Here is a 16,082-nt window from a genome sequence, read left to right as displayed (position 1 = left end):
GCGGATCCGCCGGCGCGGGCTCTTGACCCCCGCCGACGGATGCCCGCAACCGTTGCTTCGCGGGATAGCTCAGTTAGGCAGACTAGCTGTCTTTTTTGCCTTCGTCGTTGAGGCGGCGCAGGGTTTCCTCGGGAGTTTCATTGCGCGGTGCGTCTTGGACAGGGGTGCTGGCGTCCATGCCCTCAGTGCCCAGCTTGTCTGTGGTCAGCGAGGAGGCGTCATCGGGAACAACCGACGGCTCCTCGGCCGCAACAACCGGCTCCACAATCTTGGTGACAGCCTGGCGGTGCACGGTGGCGGTGTTGCCCGGGGAAAGCTCCAGAGTGACTTTGTTCTCGGCCTCATCGATGTTGACGATCCGGCCGAACAGCCCGAAGCTCGTCATAACCTCCACACCGGGCTCAAACTTGGACTGAAGCTGGGCCTGCTGCTGCTGGGTCTTCTTGTTGCGGCGGAACATCATGAAGACGAAAAGTCCGAGCAGGACGAAAAGGAGAATCGTCATGATGTCGATGCCGCCGCCGGCCTGCGGCTGGGTCTGGGCAGAAATAAGTCCGAACACAGGGATTGTTCCGTTCTGTACTTGCATAGCTGTTTTTCAGCAACGTCCGTTTGCTCCGGGCGGCGCGGGCAGGGGTCTGCACAGCAAGCTGGCAGAGAGACCATCCCCAGACCGCCGGCGGCCACCTGCTCACCGCCCACGGAAACAAAACCCGAACGTGCCGAGCGTCATACCAGTCTAGAGGGAAAAGCTGAAAGTACGGTGCTAGCGGCTATTTCTGATCCGCTGAGGACCGGTTTCCTCAGCCAGGCCACCGCCGGATTCGCCCTGCGGGCCCTCGCCCGGCTCGTCGCCGAGCTCGTCGGCAAGCCCCTCGGCCTGGAACAGCTCCAACGGATCCTGGCCGAAGACGCCGGCAGGAACGGCAAAGCCCAGGTGCGTCCAGGCCGGCGCCAAGGCAATGCGGCCGCGCGGCGTCCGGCCCAGCAGCCCCTCCCGCACCAGGTAGGGCTCGGCGACCGTTTCCACGGTCTCCGTTTCCTCGCCGACGGCGATCGCGAGCGTGGACAGCCCCACCGGCCCACCGCCGAACTTGGTAATGAGGGCCTCGAGAACGGCACGGTCCAGCCGGTCCAGGCCACGCTTGTCTACCTCATACATGTCCAGGGCCGCGGACGCCGCCCGGGCATCAATTTGCTCGATGCCGTGAACGAGTGCCCAGTCCCGGACCCGGCGCAGGAGCCGGTTGGCGATGCGCGGCGTGCCCCGTGACCGGCCGGCGATCTCACTGAAACCGGCCGAGTTGACCTTCAGGTCCAGCAGGCCGGCGGAGCGGCGCAGCACCAGTTCCAGCTCTTCGACGGAGTAAAACTCAAGGTGGCCGGTGAAACCGAAGCGGTCCCGGAGCGGCCCGGGAAGCAGACCGGCCCGCGTGGTGGCGCCCACCAGTGTGAAGGGCGGCAGTTCAAGCGGGATGGCGGTGGCGCCCGCGCCCTTGCCGACGACGATGTCGACGCGGAAATCCTCCATCGCCATGTACAGCATTTCCTCGGCCGGCCGGGACATCCGATGGATTTCGTCAAGGAACAGGACCTCGCCTTCAGAGAGCGAGGACAGGATGGCCGCGAGGTCGCCCGCGTGCTGGATGGCCGGGCCGCTGCTGATCCGCAGCGGGACGTTCATCTCGGCGGCGATGATCATGGACAGCGTGGTCTTGCCCAGGCCGGGAGGGCCGGAGAGGAGCACGTGGTCCGCGCTGCGGCCGCGCATCCGCGAGGCCTCCAGGACGAGGGAAAGTTGCTTGCGGACCCGGTGCTGGCCCACGAAATCGTGCAGATTCTTGGGCCGCAGGGCGGCTTCGATGACCCGCTCCTCCGGCTCCTCTCCCCCGGCGGTAATCGATGGCTCAGCCACGCGCGCCTACCCGGTTTCCGGCGCGGGCGCCGTCCTGCCCCAGCCAGCGCAGCGTCGCGCGGAGGATCTCCGCCACGTTGCCGTTCGCGGCCAGTTCCGGGGAGTCGGCCAAGGACTTGTCGATGCTGGCCGTGGCATCCTTTTCGGACCAGCCCAGGCTGATCATTGCGGCGACGACCTGCGGCTTCCAGACGGATTCCGCAGACACCGCCGCGACCGGCGCACCGGCGGTGCCGTGCGGCACGAGCTTGCCAGCGAGTTCCAGCACGATCCGGCCGGCCACCTTCGGCCCAATTCCGGGGACCTTCGTGAAGGCCTTGCCGTCGCCGGAGTGGGCGGCAACCCGGATGGCTTCTGGTTCGTGGACGGCCAGCACGGCCAAGGCCAGACGGGGACCGACGCCGCTGACGCTGAGCAGGATGTCAAACACAACACGTTCGTCATCGCTAGCGAAACCGAACAGGGTCAGCGAGTCCTCCCGCACGATCAGGGACGTAAAGAGCTTCCCCTCATCCCCCACCCTCAGCCCGCTGAGGGTCTGCGGCGTAGCGTTGACGCTCATGCCGGCGCCGTTGAGGTCGATAACGGCGGAGGACAGGCCAACATGCGCTACGGTTCCGCGAAGAAAACTGATCAAGGCCGGGCTCCTGGGTCTACAGCGAAAGGCAACAGCGAACAAAGATAAAGCGAATATCCAGACAGCGAACAGATGGAATGGAAACCCTGCTATCCGAACATATCTACGAATAGCCTAGCAAGCGGGCATGACATTCAGCGCGCACGGCGCGCTTTTGCCTCCGCGTCGGCCCACGCCCGCTGGGCCGGAGTGAGGGACTGGCTGCCCGGCCCCGTCGTCGCCACGGCGGCGCCGCTGCCGGCCCGCCAGGCGTGGGTGATGGCCAGCGCGAGGGCGTCGGCGGCGTCGGCCGGGCGCGGGGGCGCGTCCAGCCGGAGGATCTTGGTCACCAGCTTCGTGACCGCGTCCTTGTTCGAGGTCCCGCTTCCCGTCACGGCGGCCTTGACCTCGGACGGGGTGTGAAGCGCCACGGGGATGCCGCGGCGCGCGGCGGCCGCAATGACCACGCCGGAGGCCTGCGCCACGCCCATGACCGTGCTGACGTTGAGCTGGGAAAAGACCCGTTCGACGGCGAGGACGTGCGGTTCGTACTTGTCCAGCCACTCATCGATGGACGTGGCGATGACCAGCAGCCGCTGGTCCAGGCTCTCCTCGGGGGAGGTTCCCACCACACCGAAGGCCACCATGGTGGCCCGCCGGTTCCTTTCGACGTCGACGACGCCGATCCCGCAACGGGTGAGGCCCGGGTCAACCCCCAGCACGCGCAGGGTCAAGACCGGGCCTCAAAATCACTGCTTGAGGATGTCACTCGGCTTCCAGTGCGGCCTGCACTTCGTCGCTGAGGTCGGCGTTGCTGTAGACGTTCTGGACGTCGTCGAGTTCTTCCAGGGCGTCCACGAGCTTCATGAACTTCTTGGCGGCCTCGAGGTCCAGCGGCACCTGCATGGACGGCACAAACTCGGCCTCGTCGGTGTCGTACTCGATTCCGGCTTCTTTGAGGGCATCGCGGATGGCCTGGAGGTCGGTCGGCTCGGAGTGGATCTCGAAGCTGTCGCCGTTGTCCTTGACTTCCTCGGCCCCGGCGTCGAGGACTGCCATCAGCACGTCGTCCTCGCTGAGGCCGTTCTTCGGCAGCGACACGACGCCCTTGCGGCTGAAGAGGTAGCTGACCGACCCGGGATCGGCGATCGTGCCGCCGTTGCGGGAGATCGCGAGCCGGACCTCGGAGGCGGCGCGGTTCTTGTTGTCCGTGAGGCACTCGATCAGCAGAGCGGAGCCCTGCGGGCCGCGGCACTCGTACATGATTTCGGTGTAGTCCACGACCTCGCCGGTGAGCCCGGCGCCGCGCTTGATGGCGCGGTCGATATTGTCAGCGGGCACCGAGGTCTTTTTGGCCTTGGTGACAGCCAGTTCCAGGCCCGGGTTGCCGGACAGGTCAGGGCCGCCCATGCGCGCGGCGACTTCGATGTTCTTGATCAGCTTGGCGAACGACTTGGCCCGGCGGCTATCAAGGATGGCCTTCTTATGCTTGGTCGTCGCCCATTTGGAGTGGCCTGACATGCTTTACGCTTCCCCTCTGATCATTCGAATAAACAGTTCATGCACGCGCTTCTCCCCCGTCACTTCCGGGTGGAAGGAGGTGGCCAGCAGCTTGCCGGAACGCACTGCAACAATTCTAGCCGTCCCGTCCAGGGATTCGGGGTGGCCTGCTTTGGACGGTTCCACCTGGGCGAGGACTTCGACGCCGTCGCCGACGCGCTCCACCCAGGGCCCGCGGATGAAAACGGCGTGGACCGGAGCCACCGCCCCGGCGACGGCGCTGAACTCGAGCCCCCTGAAGTCGAGATCCGTCTCGAAGGACTCGCGCTGCCGGCCGAAGGCGTTGCGGCGCACGGTGATGTCGAGTCCGCCGAAGGTCTGCTGCGGGTTTCCGACGAGGTCCTTCGCCGGGTCCGCGATCTCGTCCGCCAGCAGGATCATCCCGGCGCACGAGCCGTAGACGGGCAGGCCCGTCTGGATGCGTTCGCGCAGCGGATCCCGGAGCCCGAAAATTCTGGAGAGCTTGTCAATCGTGGTCGATTCGCCGCCGGGGATGATCAGGCCGTCCAGGCCGTCAAGCTCCGCGGGGCGGCGGATCCCGACGCCGGTGGCACCGGCGGATTCCACGGCGTGAAGATGCTCCCGGAAATCGCCTTGCAGCGCCAGGACGCCGATCCGGAGCCCTGTTCCCACGCGGGAATCAGGGGAAAAAGAGGGGGTGGTCATCCCCACAGCATAATGGGCTGCGCTGCGCCGGGACGCATGCACCAGCCCCGGGCGTCCGGGGTCCATGCCGCTGCTGGGATATATTACAGAGCATGCTTTACTTCAGCGTTCCGCTCGGCAAACTCGTCCGCCGGGTCTCCCGGCTCAGGGGCGGAGGCTCGGCCCTTCCCGGGCTTGTGGTCGAAAAAATCGACCCCGATTTCATGCGGCGGACACTGTCCACGCTGCCACTGGGGGTCGCCGTCGTCAGTGGCACGAACGGGAAAACCACCACCACGAAGATGGTGGTGGAACTGCTGGAGAGCCAGGGACTGAAGGTCTTCACGAACCGCACCGGCAGCAACTTCACCCGCGGCGTGGCCGCGGCGCTCCTGGGCGAGGTGGACTGGCGCGGCCGGCTCGATGCCGACGTCGCGGTCTTGGAACTGGACGAGGCGCATGCCGTGCACTTCGTCAACAAGGTCCCGCCGCGGTACAGCCTCCTGCTGAACGTCCTCCGCGACCAGCTGGACCGTTTCGGCGAGATCGACAAGACCGCCGAACTGCTCCAGCACATCGCGTCCAAGACCACCGGGACCGTGGTCCTGAACCGTGAGGACCCCCGCGTGGCCCGGATCGCCCAGACCCTGGACGGGCCGGAGGTGCTCTACTTCGGGCTGGACGATTCCCTGCTCAGCACCTTCCCCAACGACGATGAGATGCGCGCGGCCCCGGGGAGCCCGGTGCCTCCCGCCCCCGCCCGGCCGGCCGCCGACGTCGTGCTGCGCCGTGTGGGACCCGACGACGCCGATTTCGAGTACGACGGCGCGACGGTCACCACGCCGATGTTGCTCCGTGGCGTCTACAACATCTTCAACGCCGCCGCCGCGCTGACCCTCGCCCGCGGCGTCTCGGGAGCCCGCGGCACCGGTACGGACCAGGCCGGCCTGCTCACGGCCCTGGCCAAGGTGGCGCCGGCGTTCGGCCGCGGCGAAAGCCTTGTGGTCGACGGCCTGCCGCTGGAGCTGGTACTGGTCAAGAACCCCAGCGGATTCCGGCTGGGCCTGAAATCGTTCCCGGCCGCCGGGTACGCCACGATGATCGCGATCAACGACAACTACGCGGACGGTCGGGACATGTCCTGGCTGTGGGACGTCGAATTCGACACCCTCCGCGACGGCGGCGTGGACCAGCTCACGGGCTCCCGCGCCTACGACATGGCGCTGCGGCTGCAGTACGACGACGTCGCCATCGGCGCCGTCGACACGGAGATCGCGCCGGCGCTGGCAGCGTTCATCCGCGGCGGCGAGGCCAAGCCGAAGCGGATCTTCTGCACCTACACGGCCATGCTGGCCATCCGCCGCGAGCTGTCCAAAATCACCACAGTGGAGGTGGTCTCATGACCCCCCGGTCCCCCGAAACCCCGCACGAGCTCTCCTTTGGGCACGAACTGCCGCCCGAAGACTCCGCGGCCCCCAGCAAGGGAACCATCCGGGTGCTGCAGCTCTACCCGCGGGACATGAACATCTACGGCGACTGGGGCAACGCCCTGGTCCTCGCCCAGCGCCTGCGCTGGCACGGCTACACGCCGGAGCTGCTCGAATACAACGTCGGTGACCCGTTCCCGGCAGACGTGGACCTCATTGTCGGCGGCGGCGGACAGGACAGCGGGCAGCTCGTGATCCAGGACGACCTCCTGTCGCGCGAGTCCACGCTGAAGCAACTGGCCGACGACGGCACCCCAATGCTCGTAATCTGCGGGCTGTACCAGCTCTTCGGGAAATTCTTCAAGACCCGGCTCGGCACGGTCCTCCCGGGCATTGGCATCCTGGACGTGGAGACCCACGGCACCGACGAACGCCTGATCGGCAACGTCACCGTCACCTCCCCCGAGTTCGGCAGCATCCTGGGCTATGAGAACCACAGCGGCCAGACCACGCTGGGACCCGGCGTCGAACCGCTCGGAACCACCGCCAAGGGCACCGGCAACAACAGCACCGACGGCCAGGAAGGCGCCCGCTACCGCAACATCGTCGCGAGCTACCTGCACGGCTCACTGCTGCCCAAGAACCCGGCCCTCGCGGACTTCCTGATCCAGACCGCCGTCGAACGCAAATACGGCAGCTTCACGCCGGGCACCCCGGACGACTCATACGCGGTGCTGGCGCGTGAACACGCCGCCCGTCGGCCCCGCTGACCCAGATGGCAGGCATTCCTGGCGGCACCGTCCTGATTGGGCACGACATCCCGGAGCGGGAGGACGTCCTGCAGCTTCTGGGCGAACACCTCGCTGACATGTACGCGACCTCCCCGCCCGAAAGCGTCCATGCCCTTGATCCCGCCGCGTTGGCCGGACCCGGCATCAGCTTCTGGACCGCCCGGGAAGACTCACAGCTGTTGGGGTGCGCGGCGCTGAAGCACCTGGCGCCCGGCGACGCTGAGATCAAGTCGATGCGCACCGCGAACGCAGCCCGCGGGCGCGGCGTTGCCTCGGCGCTGCTCCGCCACGTCCTGGCCGAGGCCCGGCACAGCGGCTACCGGCGGTTGTACTTGGAGACAGGGAGCCAAGAGTTTTTCGCGCCCGCGCGGCGGCTGTATGAGCGGCACGGCTTCACGGACTGCCCGCCGTTCGCCGGTTACGAGTTCGACTCCAACAGCGTCTTCATGACCCTCCAGCTCGACGCCGGGTAGCTGCGCGGGAGCTAGCTGCGGTGACCGCGGGGCTCCGCCTAGCGCCCGGACACCCGAAGACTGCCCCCGGTGCTGACCCTTGCATAGCCAATCAAATTGCCCGACACGGCAAAAACCCACAATCCAATGTTTTGACCGGATTCCATTTCGGAAACCACTTCTGACCAACGCTATTGGGACATTCCGGTTGCTTTTCTGTGAATGGTAGCGGCATCTGGCGCACGTCTAATGGCGCTATTTAACGCATCCCTTGCTGTAGGCTCCGATTCGAACCTTGGGGGATTGATGCTGAACTACTTTCGCGAGACGCAAGAGGCACGATTTGCGACCTCTGCACGTCGAATCTATGGCTTTGTCTCTGCCGGCTTCGTGGTTGCAGTCATGGCATTGGTTTTTGCGGGCCTCGCACCCATATGGATATTCTGGGCGACCTTCGCCGCTTCTTGCGTTCTGAACGCTTTCCTGACGAGAAAGTGGATCAGAGAAGACGCACTCGAAGCCTATCGAGGCGGCCACGGTCGAATTCGGTAGGCTGACGCCAACATTTACTTCGACACAAACAAAGCCACGTCCTAGAGCCGGAAGTGCCCGCTCGAAGAATTCCATTGACAAGCAGGCAAGGAGTATTGATGACTAGGTTAAGTCGTTGAAGCCCTTGGTTCGGTGGAGTCGGGCTTATTTCGCCATGCAGGCGGTCGTCGGTCTCTCCTGGTGGATCGCGGTTTTCGTTTCGCCTATGGTGCGCGAGGCGACCCGCGGTAATCTCGACCCGGTCGCGGTCTTCGACATTCCACTGTTCGTCATGGCCTCGGCCGTGGCGGCATTTGGCGTCAGGGTTGCCGCGGTAGTAAGTACCGGCTGGACGAACTTCGTCGCGATCGCACTGGCGGTGTACGCCACGATCACGACCGAAGCGGGCTGGGGTGTCCTGAGCATGGGTGCTGCAACCGCAGGTTCCCTGATCGCGCTCTGCCTCATCTTGCTAGGGCGCGTACCGATCGCATGGATCATCCGTGGTCCATTCGCTTTCCGTCCCGCCGTCACCCGCCCGACCGCTACCATCCACGTGGCTTCAACATTCGGGCAAATCGTCCTCTTCTGGGGGTTCTTCCTGGCGGTGCTTCCCTTGGCCATAGCGTTTCTCGCACAGCGCTGGGCGCTGGCGCTACCGTTTCCATCGTTTGCAGGTCCTTTAGGTGTCGTGGTTCTCGTACTCGCCAGCGCTCTTGGCCTCTGGTCGGCAGTTGTGATGTCAACGCTGGGAGATGGCACGCCGTTGCCATCGGCGATGCCTAACCGTCTGGTCATTGCGGGTCCGTATCGTTGGATTCGTAATCCGATGGCGGTCGCGGGCATTGTCCAGGGCGCCGCGATTGGCCTCATTCTGCAGTCATGGCTTGTCATCGCCTACGCGGTCGTGGGCTCGCTGGTGTGGAACTACGCCGTCAGGCCACTTGAGGAATCTGACCTCCAGGAACGGTTCGGCGAAGAATTCCAGCAATACCGCGACACGGTGCGCTGCTGGATTCCTAAAGTATCGAAGACTCAGCTCTCTTAGAGATTTCGAGGACGCTACTAGTCGTCAATGACCGCGAGGCCCCGGCGTTTCAGGTCGGCGAGGCCATCCCGCATTGCCTGCAACTGTTCGGGCGAGTGTCCTATCCAATCCACGAGTTCACCGACGACTTCCACCGGCTCCCGGGTCCGGTAGGACCGGGTCGGATTGCCGGGGAACTTCTTATCCGTCACGTTGGGGTCGTCGTCAAGGGTGCCCGTCGGTGCCACGATGTAGATCCGCCCACGGCCTTCCCCGGTGGCGAGTTCAGCCGCCCACGTTGCGGCATCCAAGGTTGCCGTCACGTACACGTGATTCGCTGTCCTTCCTTCTTCAAAGTTCGAGCCGCATCCGGGCATCAACAGGTCCCCCACCGCCAGGTCCGCCTTCGTCCCGTGAAGCAGGGCCCCCGATTCGTGGACTTCGAATGGTTTGGGCTCCTTCGTCATGCACACCCCTTATGAGTTCGATTCGAAATATTAGGCCGGCTGACCCTATGAGGCAACAATGCTTGCCTGAGCCCAATCTGCCATCAGCGGGCCCGGACAAAGGCCAGGACGTCACGCGGCACCCGCCTGCTCGATCCCACCCGCAAGTGGCCCCACCGCTCATAAACGATCAGGGTGCAGTCTGGAATCAACCGCGCGGTCTCCTCCGCCACCGCCCTCGGGAAGAACGCATCCCGCCCTCCACAGAGCAGCAGCACGGGGGGACGGATGAGCGGCAGCACCGCCCGCGCATCGAACGCCGACTCGGCCCGCGCCTCTGTAAGGACGTCCTCGGCGGGGCACCCGGAGCGGCCCAGCACGCGCCTGCCGACAACGGGTCCCAGCAGTTCGCGCAGCCAGCGGGTCCGTGCGCCTGGGAGGAGGGACTCGGCCAGGACCGTCCCGGCGCGGGCTGGGTCTCCGGCTGCGACGGCGGCGGCCATCCGTTTGTCCACGTCCTTGCCCCACACGCTCACCTCGGCCGCCGTGACCACCATGGCGATGTGCCCGAAGGACTGTGGATGGCGGGCGGCCAGGTATTGCCCAATCGTCCCGCCGAAGGACTCGGCTACCACCAGGTCGACTTGACCGCCGAACTCCTCGGCGATCAGCTCCGCGTAGTCGTCCGCCATGTCTGCACTCGTGTGCGACGCCGGCATGTTCCGCCGGCGGGTGACAATCCAGATGGCGTACCCGGCGTCCTGGTAGGCAGCAAACCCCCGCCGAAAGAGTCCGCGCAGCACCCCTTGGGGCACAATGCTTCCCGGTCCGCCCTGGACAAAGAGCAGGGATTTGGCGCCCCGGCCCCACGTCAGGTATTCCATCCCGTTGCGGAACTCCCCGCTCCGCGGTGCATGATCCCGCCGGTCTGTCTGCGCCATCACGACGCCGGCTTACGGCGTTGTTACGGGCTGCCGCAGCAGTGCCGCGAATTCGGCCGGCCGGGTCACGGGCCACCAATGGCCGCTGTCGACCCGCGTCACGGTGACATCGTCCACCCACGACTCAAGCCCCTCCACGAGGGCCGGCGTGAGGAACGGATCCTTGAGCGGCACCACTACATGGACAGGGACGGTCACCCGCGTTGGGGCGGCCGGGCTCCGCCGGCCGCGGAAGTTGCTGCGGTACAGGGCCAGGCCGCGGACCGGATCATTGCCGACGTCGCGCCTGGCCATCTTTTCGTACCGCCGGGTCAGGAACAGCCGCCAGGCGGCCTCTGGCAGGACCGGGACGAGGAACGCTCCGATATACCAGCTGCGCAGCAGTTGCGCGCCCAGCTGCGGCCAAGCCCCCGGTGTCCGGACGCGTCCACGGATCCAGCCGGAGAAGTGCCCCAGGTCCGGGCCCGAAATACTCGTGTAGCGGATGATCAGGCCGTCCGCCCGGGGGTCCTGGACGGCGGCCCAGCCCTGGATCGAGCCCCAGTCGTGCCCCACCAGATGGACAGCCCGGACGCCCACCCCGGCCAGCACGGCGAAGGCATCGTCCACGAGGGCCTTCAGCGAATAGTCCCCGCCCGGGCCCTGGACGGCGGAGGCGCCCGCGTTTCGCGTGTCGTAGGCCACCACGTGATGCGTCCGTGCGAGTTCGCGGATGGCCGGAAGGAACACCCGGTGGTCATCGGGGTAGCCGTGCACCAGGAGCAGGCTGGGCACGTCCGGGCCAGGTTCCGGGCCAAACTCGAACACGGCCAGCACTGCACCGGGCACGGCGATCGTCCGGCCCCGTTCGTTCAACGTCTCCACATGTTCCCCCTATGGTTCCTACACATCAGCGTTTCCCCCGAATTCAGCAGCCCTGGCCGCCGTTGGCTCCGCGCCCCGGCCGCCGACATCCGGCGTCGGCCTCGCGGACCGGCCAGTCCCACCGGGCCCCATCCTACGGTGGGCGCAATCACAACACACTGAAGTGGTCATTGAGAACCCGCGTGCTGCATGAAAGAGTCGCTTCATGACCAATCCCCTCCTGAGCCCCAGCACCCTGCCGTACGGCCTGCCGCCGTTCTCGGAAATCGAAGACGCGCACTACGCCGAGGCCGTTGAGGCAGGCCTGGCCGAGCATCTTGCCGAAATCCAGGCCATCGTGTCCGACCCGGCGGCGCCGTCCTTCGAGAACACCGCCTTGGCCATGGAACGCTCCGGCCGGCTCCTGGAACGGGCGTCCGCCTCGTTCTTCACCCTGGTTTCCGCAGATGCCTCGGACACCATCCGCGACCTCGAGACCCGTCTGTCCCCACTGTTCTCCGCCCACGAGGACGCCGTCTACCTCAACCGCGGGCTCTACGAGCGCTTCGCGGCGCTGGACACTGACGTCCTGGACGGGGAGTCAGCCCGGCTCGTGGAGGAATACCTCAAGGACTTCCGGGCCTCAGGCATCCAGCTTGACGACGCCGGCCAGGAGCGCCTCAAAGAGGTCAACGCCGAGCTCGCCCGGCTCGGCACCGAGTTCGGGCAGCGCGTCAAGGAAGGCATGAAGTCCGCGGCCCTGCTGCTGGACGACGCCGCCGACCTCACCGGCCTGCCCGCCGACGACATCGCCAGCGCCGCTGAGGCCGCCCGGACGGCAGGGCACGAGGGAAAGTTCCTGCTGACCCTGATCCAGCCAAGCAACCAGCCCGCCATGGCCGCACTGGCCAACCGGGACATCCGCCGGCGTCTCTACGAGGCCTCGATCGGCCGAGGCAGCGGCGGCGGCAGCTTCGATGTGCTCGATCTGGTCAAGCACATGGTCCAGCTCCGCGCCGAGAAGGCCAGCCTTCTGGGGTTCGCGAACTTCGCCGAACTCAGTGTAGACCGGCAGACGGCACCGGACTTCCAAGCTGTCCAGGCCATGATGAGCCGGCTGGCCCCGGCCGCCATCCGCAACGCCGACGCCGAGGCGGAGGCGCTTGCCGAGGCCGCCGGGCACCCCCTTGAGGCCTGGGACTGGGCGTATTACTCGGCCAAGGTCAAGCGGGAGCGGTATGCCGTGGACGAGCAGGCCCTGCGCCCCTACTTTGAGCTGGACCGGGTTTTGAATGACGGCGTTTTCTTCGCGGCGAACGCCTTGTACGGCGTCACCTTCCACGAACGTGCCGACCTCGCCGGCTACCACCCGGATGTGCGCGTCTGGGAGGTGAAGAATTCCGACGGGACGGACCTGGGTCTCTTTCTGGGCGACTACTACACCCGTGACACGAAGCGCGGAGGCGCGTGGATGAATTCCCTTGTGGAGCAGTCCGGGCTGCTGAACACCCGTCCTGTGGTGATCAACAACCTCAACATCTCCAAGCCGCCGGCCGGCGAGCCCACCCTGCTGACGCTGGACGAACTCCGCACCACCTTCCACGAGTTCGGCCATGCCCTGCACGGATTGTTTTCCGCCGTCACGTATCCGCGGTTTTCCGGTACCAACGTGCCGCGGGACTTCGTGGAATACCCGTCGCAGGTCAACGAAATGTGGATCATGTGGCCCGAGGTCCTGGCCAACTATGCCCGGCACCATGCAACAGGCGAGCCCCTGCCGCAGGGAACCGTGGACAAGCTCAACGCCGCGCAGCTCTGGGGCGAAGGCTTCGCCACCACGGAATACCTTGGCGCGGCCCTGCTGGACCTGGCCTGGCATGTCCTGGACGCAGCCGATGTCCCGGACGACGTCGTCGAGTTCGAAGCGAAGGCACTGGCCGCGGCCGGTGTGGCGCACAGCCTGATCCCGCCGCGCTACCGCACGGGCTACTTCCAGCACATCTTCGCCGGCGGCTGGTACGCCGCCGGCTACTACTCCTACATCTGGAGCGAAGTCCTGGACGCCGACACCGTGGAATGGTTCAAGGAACACGGCGGCCTCAGCCGCGCCAACGGCGATTTCTTCCGGGCCGAGCTGCTCTCCCGCGGCAACAGCCGCGACCCGCTGGAGTCGTTCCGGTCCTTCCGCGGCCGGGACGCGGACCTCGGCCCGCTGCTGAAGCGCCGCGGACTGGACTGACCCTTCATCGATTGCTCCGTAGACGCCCTTATGCGCACCGGTAAGGGCAGTTACGGAGCAATCGACGGGGGAAACGACGCCGGCCCGCCACCTGGAGAGGTGACGGGCCGCCGTCGTGGTTAATACTCAGGCGACAATCGCGCCCGACTCTCTTGGCTTAATAAGAGAGACTGCAGAGGCTCCATGGACGAGGCGCCTTGGCGCCGAGTCTGTGGAGAAGCAGTCGAACGCTACCAGCCGCGCTCGGCGAGGCGGTGCGGCTGCGGGATCTCGTCGACGTTGATCCCGACCATGGCCTCGCCCAGGCCGCGGGAGGCCTTGGCGATCTCGTCCGGGTCATCGAAGAAGGTGGTGGCCTTCACGACGGCGGCGGCACGCTGGGCCGGGTTGCCTGACTTGAAGATGCCGGAGCCGACGAACACGCCGTCAGCGCCGAGCTGCATCATCATGGCGGCGTCGGCCGGGGTGGCGATGCCGCCAGCAGTGAACAGCACCACCGGGAGCTTGCCGGTCGCGGCAACTTCCTTGACCAGTTCGTACGGGGCCTGCAGCTCCTTGGCCGCGACGTAGAGCTCGTCCTCGGCCATGCCGGCGAGCTTCTTGATCTCGGCGCGGATCTGGCGCATGTGCGTAGTGGCGTTGGAGACATCGCCGGTGCCGGCCTCGCCCTTGGACCGGATCATCGCCGCGCCCTCGTTGATGCGGCGCAGGGCCTCACCGAGGTTGGTAGCACCGCAGACGAACGGAACGGTGAAGTTCCACTTGTCGATGTGGTTGGTGTAGTCGGCCGGGGTCAGGACCTCGGACTCGTCGATGTAGTCCACGCCGAGGGACTGCAGGACCTGCGCCTCGACGAAGTGGCCGATCCGGGCCTTGGCCATGACGGGCACGGACACGGCCGCAATGATCTGATCGATCATGTCGGGATCGGACATGCGGGACACGCCGCCCTGGGCGCGGATATCGGCCGGAACGCGCTCCAGCGCCATCACGGCCACGGCACCGGCGTCTTCGGCGATGCGGGCCTGCTCGGCGTTGACGACGTCCATGATGACGCCGCCCTTGAGCATCTCAGCCATGCCGCGCTTGACGCGGCTGCTGCCCGTGACGTTCTTCGCGGACGCGCCGGCTTCGCTGCTTACATCAGGTGTAGACACAAAAACCCCTATGGGTAGATAGATGACCTCGCCGGGGCGCGGACGGCACGTAAATGCCGCGTCTCGCACACACCGGATTACCGGATCCATTGGCCGGTAAAACTAATACTATCCCCCGGCCGGGGCACGGCAGAATTCGAGTTACAGCAGTCGAATCTCGCCCGGGCCGGGGATTCGGCGACTCCGCCGCGGGGCCGCGTGGCGCCGTCAGGCGGACCGTTCCGTCGCAGTACCTTCGGGTTCCTCCAGCGACTGGCGGTGCACCGTCACGATGCGCTGGATCACTGTCACCAGGCTCGCCGCCCCGAGGAGACAGAGCGTCACGAACAGCACGACGACGGGCAGGCCCAGGCCCGTAAGTCCCGTGACCACCAGCACGGACACGAGGCGCTCGGCGCGCTCGGCGATGCCGACGTTGGCGTGAAAGCCCAGGGCTTCCGCCTTGGCCCGCGCGTAAGAGACCACCATGCCGAGCACAAGGCAAACGATGGCGGCAACGGCGATCGGCGGGTTGGCGCCGCCGGTGAAGAACCAGACGGCGAGGCCGGCGAAGAGGGCTCCGTCGGCCACACGGTCAAGGGTGGAGTCCAGGAAATTCCCCCACCGGCCGCCGCGGTGCTGCATCCGGGCCATGATGCCGTCAATGACGTCGGAGAAAATGAACGCCGTGATGAACACGGTCCCCCACAGGAGCTGCCCGAGCGGGTAGAACACGAGGGCGCCGATCACCACGCCGAGCGTGCCGACCACCGTCACGGCGTCGGGAGACACACCGATCCGCAGCAGCCAGCGGGCAACCGGCGAAAACAGGGCTGTGAAGAATCCCCGGGCGTGCCTGTTAAGCATCCTTCTCCCCAGTAGTTTGCTGCTGCGTGGGCATTTCCTGCGGCGCTGGCATTTCCTGCGGCCACGCGTCAGCCACCTGCTGGCGAACCTCGCCGAGGGTCTGCGTGATCGCCTTGGTCTGGGCAATGATGGGGAAGAAATTCCCGTCCCCACCCCAGCGCGGCACCACGTGCTGGTGCAGGTGGCCGGCAATGCCTGCCCCGCCAGTGATGCCCTGGTTCATGCCAAGATTGAAACCGGAGGGGTTGGCGACTTTGCGCAGCACCCGCATGGCCGTCTGGGTCAGCTCGGCGAATTCCGCCGTTTCCTCGACCGTGAGATCCGTGTAGTCGGGGATGTGCCGGTAGGGGCAGATCAGCAGGTGGCCCGGGTTGTACGGAAAGAGGTTCAGCACCACGTAGCTGGTCCTTCCCCGGTACACGATCAGGGATTCCTCGTCCCCCCGCTCGGGTGCGACGCAGAACGGGCAGTCGTCCTGGTTCTTGAACTGGTGCTGGCCACCCTTGATGTACGCCATCCGGTGCGGGGTCCACAGGCGCTGGAAGGCGTCCGGGACCCCGGCCAGGCCGAAGTCGTCCGTCACGGCGTGGTCGCCCGGATACTCCGGCCCGGCCCCTGTGGTTTCCTGCACGCGCTGCCCTTCCGT

The 16,082-nt window shown here is 66.2% G+C and carries 17 protein-coding genes; 5 read left to right on the top strand and 12 right to left on the bottom strand.

The genetic code is table 11. From position 1 onward, the window contains the following. Positions 1-82: 82 nt before the first annotated feature. From yajC to pdxT, 6 genes are all read right to left on the bottom strand, one after another. Positions 83-505, bottom strand: coding sequence for a preprotein translocase subunit YajC (gene yajC, locus M2428_RS10200; protein ID WP_277525947.1), 423 nt, complete (start codon positions 503-505; stop codon positions 83-85). A gap of 261 nt (positions 506-766) precedes the next feature. Then, positions 767-1,915, bottom strand: coding sequence for a Holliday junction branch migration DNA helicase RuvB (gene ruvB / locus M2428_RS10195; protein ID WP_277525838.1), 1,149 nt, complete (start codon positions 1,913-1,915; stop codon positions 767-769). After that, positions 1,908-2,552, bottom strand: coding sequence for a Holliday junction branch migration protein RuvA (ruvA, locus tag M2428_RS10190; protein ID WP_277525837.1), 645 nt, complete (start codon positions 2,550-2,552; stop codon positions 1,908-1,910). The genes ruvB and ruvA overlap by 8 nt, the downstream gene beginning before the upstream one ends. Positions 2,553-2,686: 134 nt before the next feature. Further along, positions 2,687-3,265: a crossover junction endodeoxyribonuclease RuvC gene (ruvC, locus tag M2428_RS10185; protein WP_090578046.1), complete on the bottom strand. Its 579-nt coding sequence runs from the start codon at positions 3,263-3,265 to the stop codon at positions 2,687-2,689. 31 nt (positions 3,266-3,296) lie between these two features. After that, positions 3,297-4,052, bottom strand: coding sequence for a YebC/PmpR family DNA-binding transcriptional regulator (locus M2428_RS10180; RefSeq protein ID WP_277525836.1), 756 nt, complete (start codon positions 4,050-4,052; stop codon positions 3,297-3,299). A 3-nt stretch (positions 4,053-4,055) separates the two neighbouring features. Beyond that, on the bottom strand, positions 4,056-4,757 hold the full coding sequence (gene pdxT, locus M2428_RS10175; RefSeq protein WP_277525835.1) for a pyridoxal 5'-phosphate synthase glutaminase subunit PdxT: 702 nt from the start codon (positions 4,755-4,757) through the stop codon (positions 4,056-4,058). A 92-nt stretch (positions 4,758-4,849) separates the two neighbouring features. On the opposite strand from pdxT, the gene M2428_RS10170 reads away from it, so the two are divergent. The 4 genes from M2428_RS10170 to M2428_RS10155 all read left to right on the top strand — a co-directional run bounded on the left by M2428_RS10170 (position 4,850) and on the right by M2428_RS10155 (position 8,985). Then, entirely contained in the window at positions 4,850-6,139 is a 1,290-nt protein-coding gene (locus M2428_RS10170) for a Mur ligase family protein (RefSeq protein ID WP_277525834.1), read from the top strand. Further along, positions 6,136-6,933, top strand: coding sequence for a glutamine amidotransferase (locus tag M2428_RS10165; protein ID WP_277525833.1), 798 nt, complete (start codon positions 6,136-6,138; stop codon positions 6,931-6,933). The genes M2428_RS10170 and M2428_RS10165 overlap by 4 nt, the downstream gene beginning before the upstream one ends. A 5-nt stretch (positions 6,934-6,938) precedes the next feature. After that, positions 6,939-7,427 carry a GNAT family N-acetyltransferase gene (locus tag M2428_RS10160; protein ID WP_277525832.1) on the top strand — a complete coding sequence of 163 codons (489 nt, stop codon included), beginning with the start codon at positions 6,939-6,941 and terminating at the stop codon, positions 7,425-7,427. 685 nt (positions 7,428-8,112) lie between these two features. Continuing rightward, complete coding sequence (locus M2428_RS10155) at positions 8,113-8,985, top strand: isoprenylcysteine carboxylmethyltransferase family protein (protein WP_277525831.1); 873 nt, start codon at positions 8,113-8,115, stop codon at positions 8,983-8,985. A gap of 17 nt (positions 8,986-9,002) precedes the next feature. On the opposite strand, the gene arr is transcribed toward M2428_RS10155, so the two are convergent. The 3 genes from arr to M2428_RS10140 form a co-directional block, all read right to left on the bottom strand. Then, positions 9,003-9,431: an NAD(+)--rifampin ADP-ribosyltransferase gene (gene arr / locus M2428_RS10150; protein ID WP_277525830.1), complete on the bottom strand. Its 429-nt coding sequence runs from the start codon at positions 9,429-9,431 to the stop codon at positions 9,003-9,005. An 83-nt stretch (positions 9,432-9,514) separates the two neighbouring features. Further along, the gene (locus M2428_RS10145) at positions 9,515-10,351 is read right to left on the bottom strand and encodes an alpha/beta fold hydrolase (RefSeq protein ID WP_277525946.1); all 837 of its coding nucleotides are present in this window, start codon (positions 10,349-10,351) and stop codon (positions 9,515-9,517) included. Between the two features lie 12 nt (positions 10,352-10,363). Next, complete coding sequence (locus M2428_RS10140; RefSeq protein WP_277525829.1) at positions 10,364-11,215, bottom strand: alpha/beta fold hydrolase; 852 nt, start codon at positions 11,213-11,215, stop codon at positions 10,364-10,366. Positions 11,216-11,420: 205 nt separating this feature from the next. Here M2428_RS10140 and M2428_RS10135 point away from each other — a divergent pair, with 205 nt between their 5' ends. Beyond that, a complete protein-coding gene (locus M2428_RS10135; protein ID WP_277525828.1) occupies positions 11,421-13,433 on the top strand; it encodes a M3 family metallopeptidase in 2,013 nt (670 codons plus the stop codon). 230 nt (positions 13,434-13,663) lie between these two features. On the opposite strand, the gene pdxS is transcribed toward M2428_RS10135, so the two are convergent. The 3 genes from pdxS to M2428_RS10120 all read right to left on the bottom strand — a co-directional run bounded on the left by pdxS (position 13,664) and on the right by M2428_RS10120 (position 16,067). Then, complete coding sequence (gene pdxS / locus M2428_RS10130; protein WP_277525827.1) at positions 13,664-14,590, bottom strand: pyridoxal 5'-phosphate synthase lyase subunit PdxS; 927 nt, start codon at positions 14,588-14,590, stop codon at positions 13,664-13,666. 207 nt (positions 14,591-14,797) lie between these two features. Next, positions 14,798-15,436: a phosphatidylinositol phosphate synthase gene (gene pgsA, locus M2428_RS10125; RefSeq protein ID WP_277525826.1), complete on the bottom strand. Its 639-nt coding sequence runs from the start codon at positions 15,434-15,436 to the stop codon at positions 14,798-14,800. Beyond that, positions 15,429-16,067, bottom strand: a complete 639-nt coding sequence (locus M2428_RS10120; RefSeq protein ID WP_277525825.1) for an HIT domain-containing protein — start codon at positions 16,065-16,067, stop codon at positions 15,429-15,431. Before M2428_RS10120 ends, pgsA begins: the two co-directional genes overlap by 8 nt. Between the last annotated feature and the right edge of the window lie 15 nt (positions 16,068-16,082).

Origin of the sequence: Arthrobacter sp. ES3-54 (assembly GCF_029504395.1) — a bacterium.
Taxonomy (GTDB): domain Bacteria; phylum Actinomycetota; class Actinomycetes; order Actinomycetales; family Micrococcaceae; genus Arthrobacter.
The sequence above is the reverse complement of the archived record's forward strand: the minus strand, read 5'-3'. Positions and strand labels throughout refer to the sequence as shown.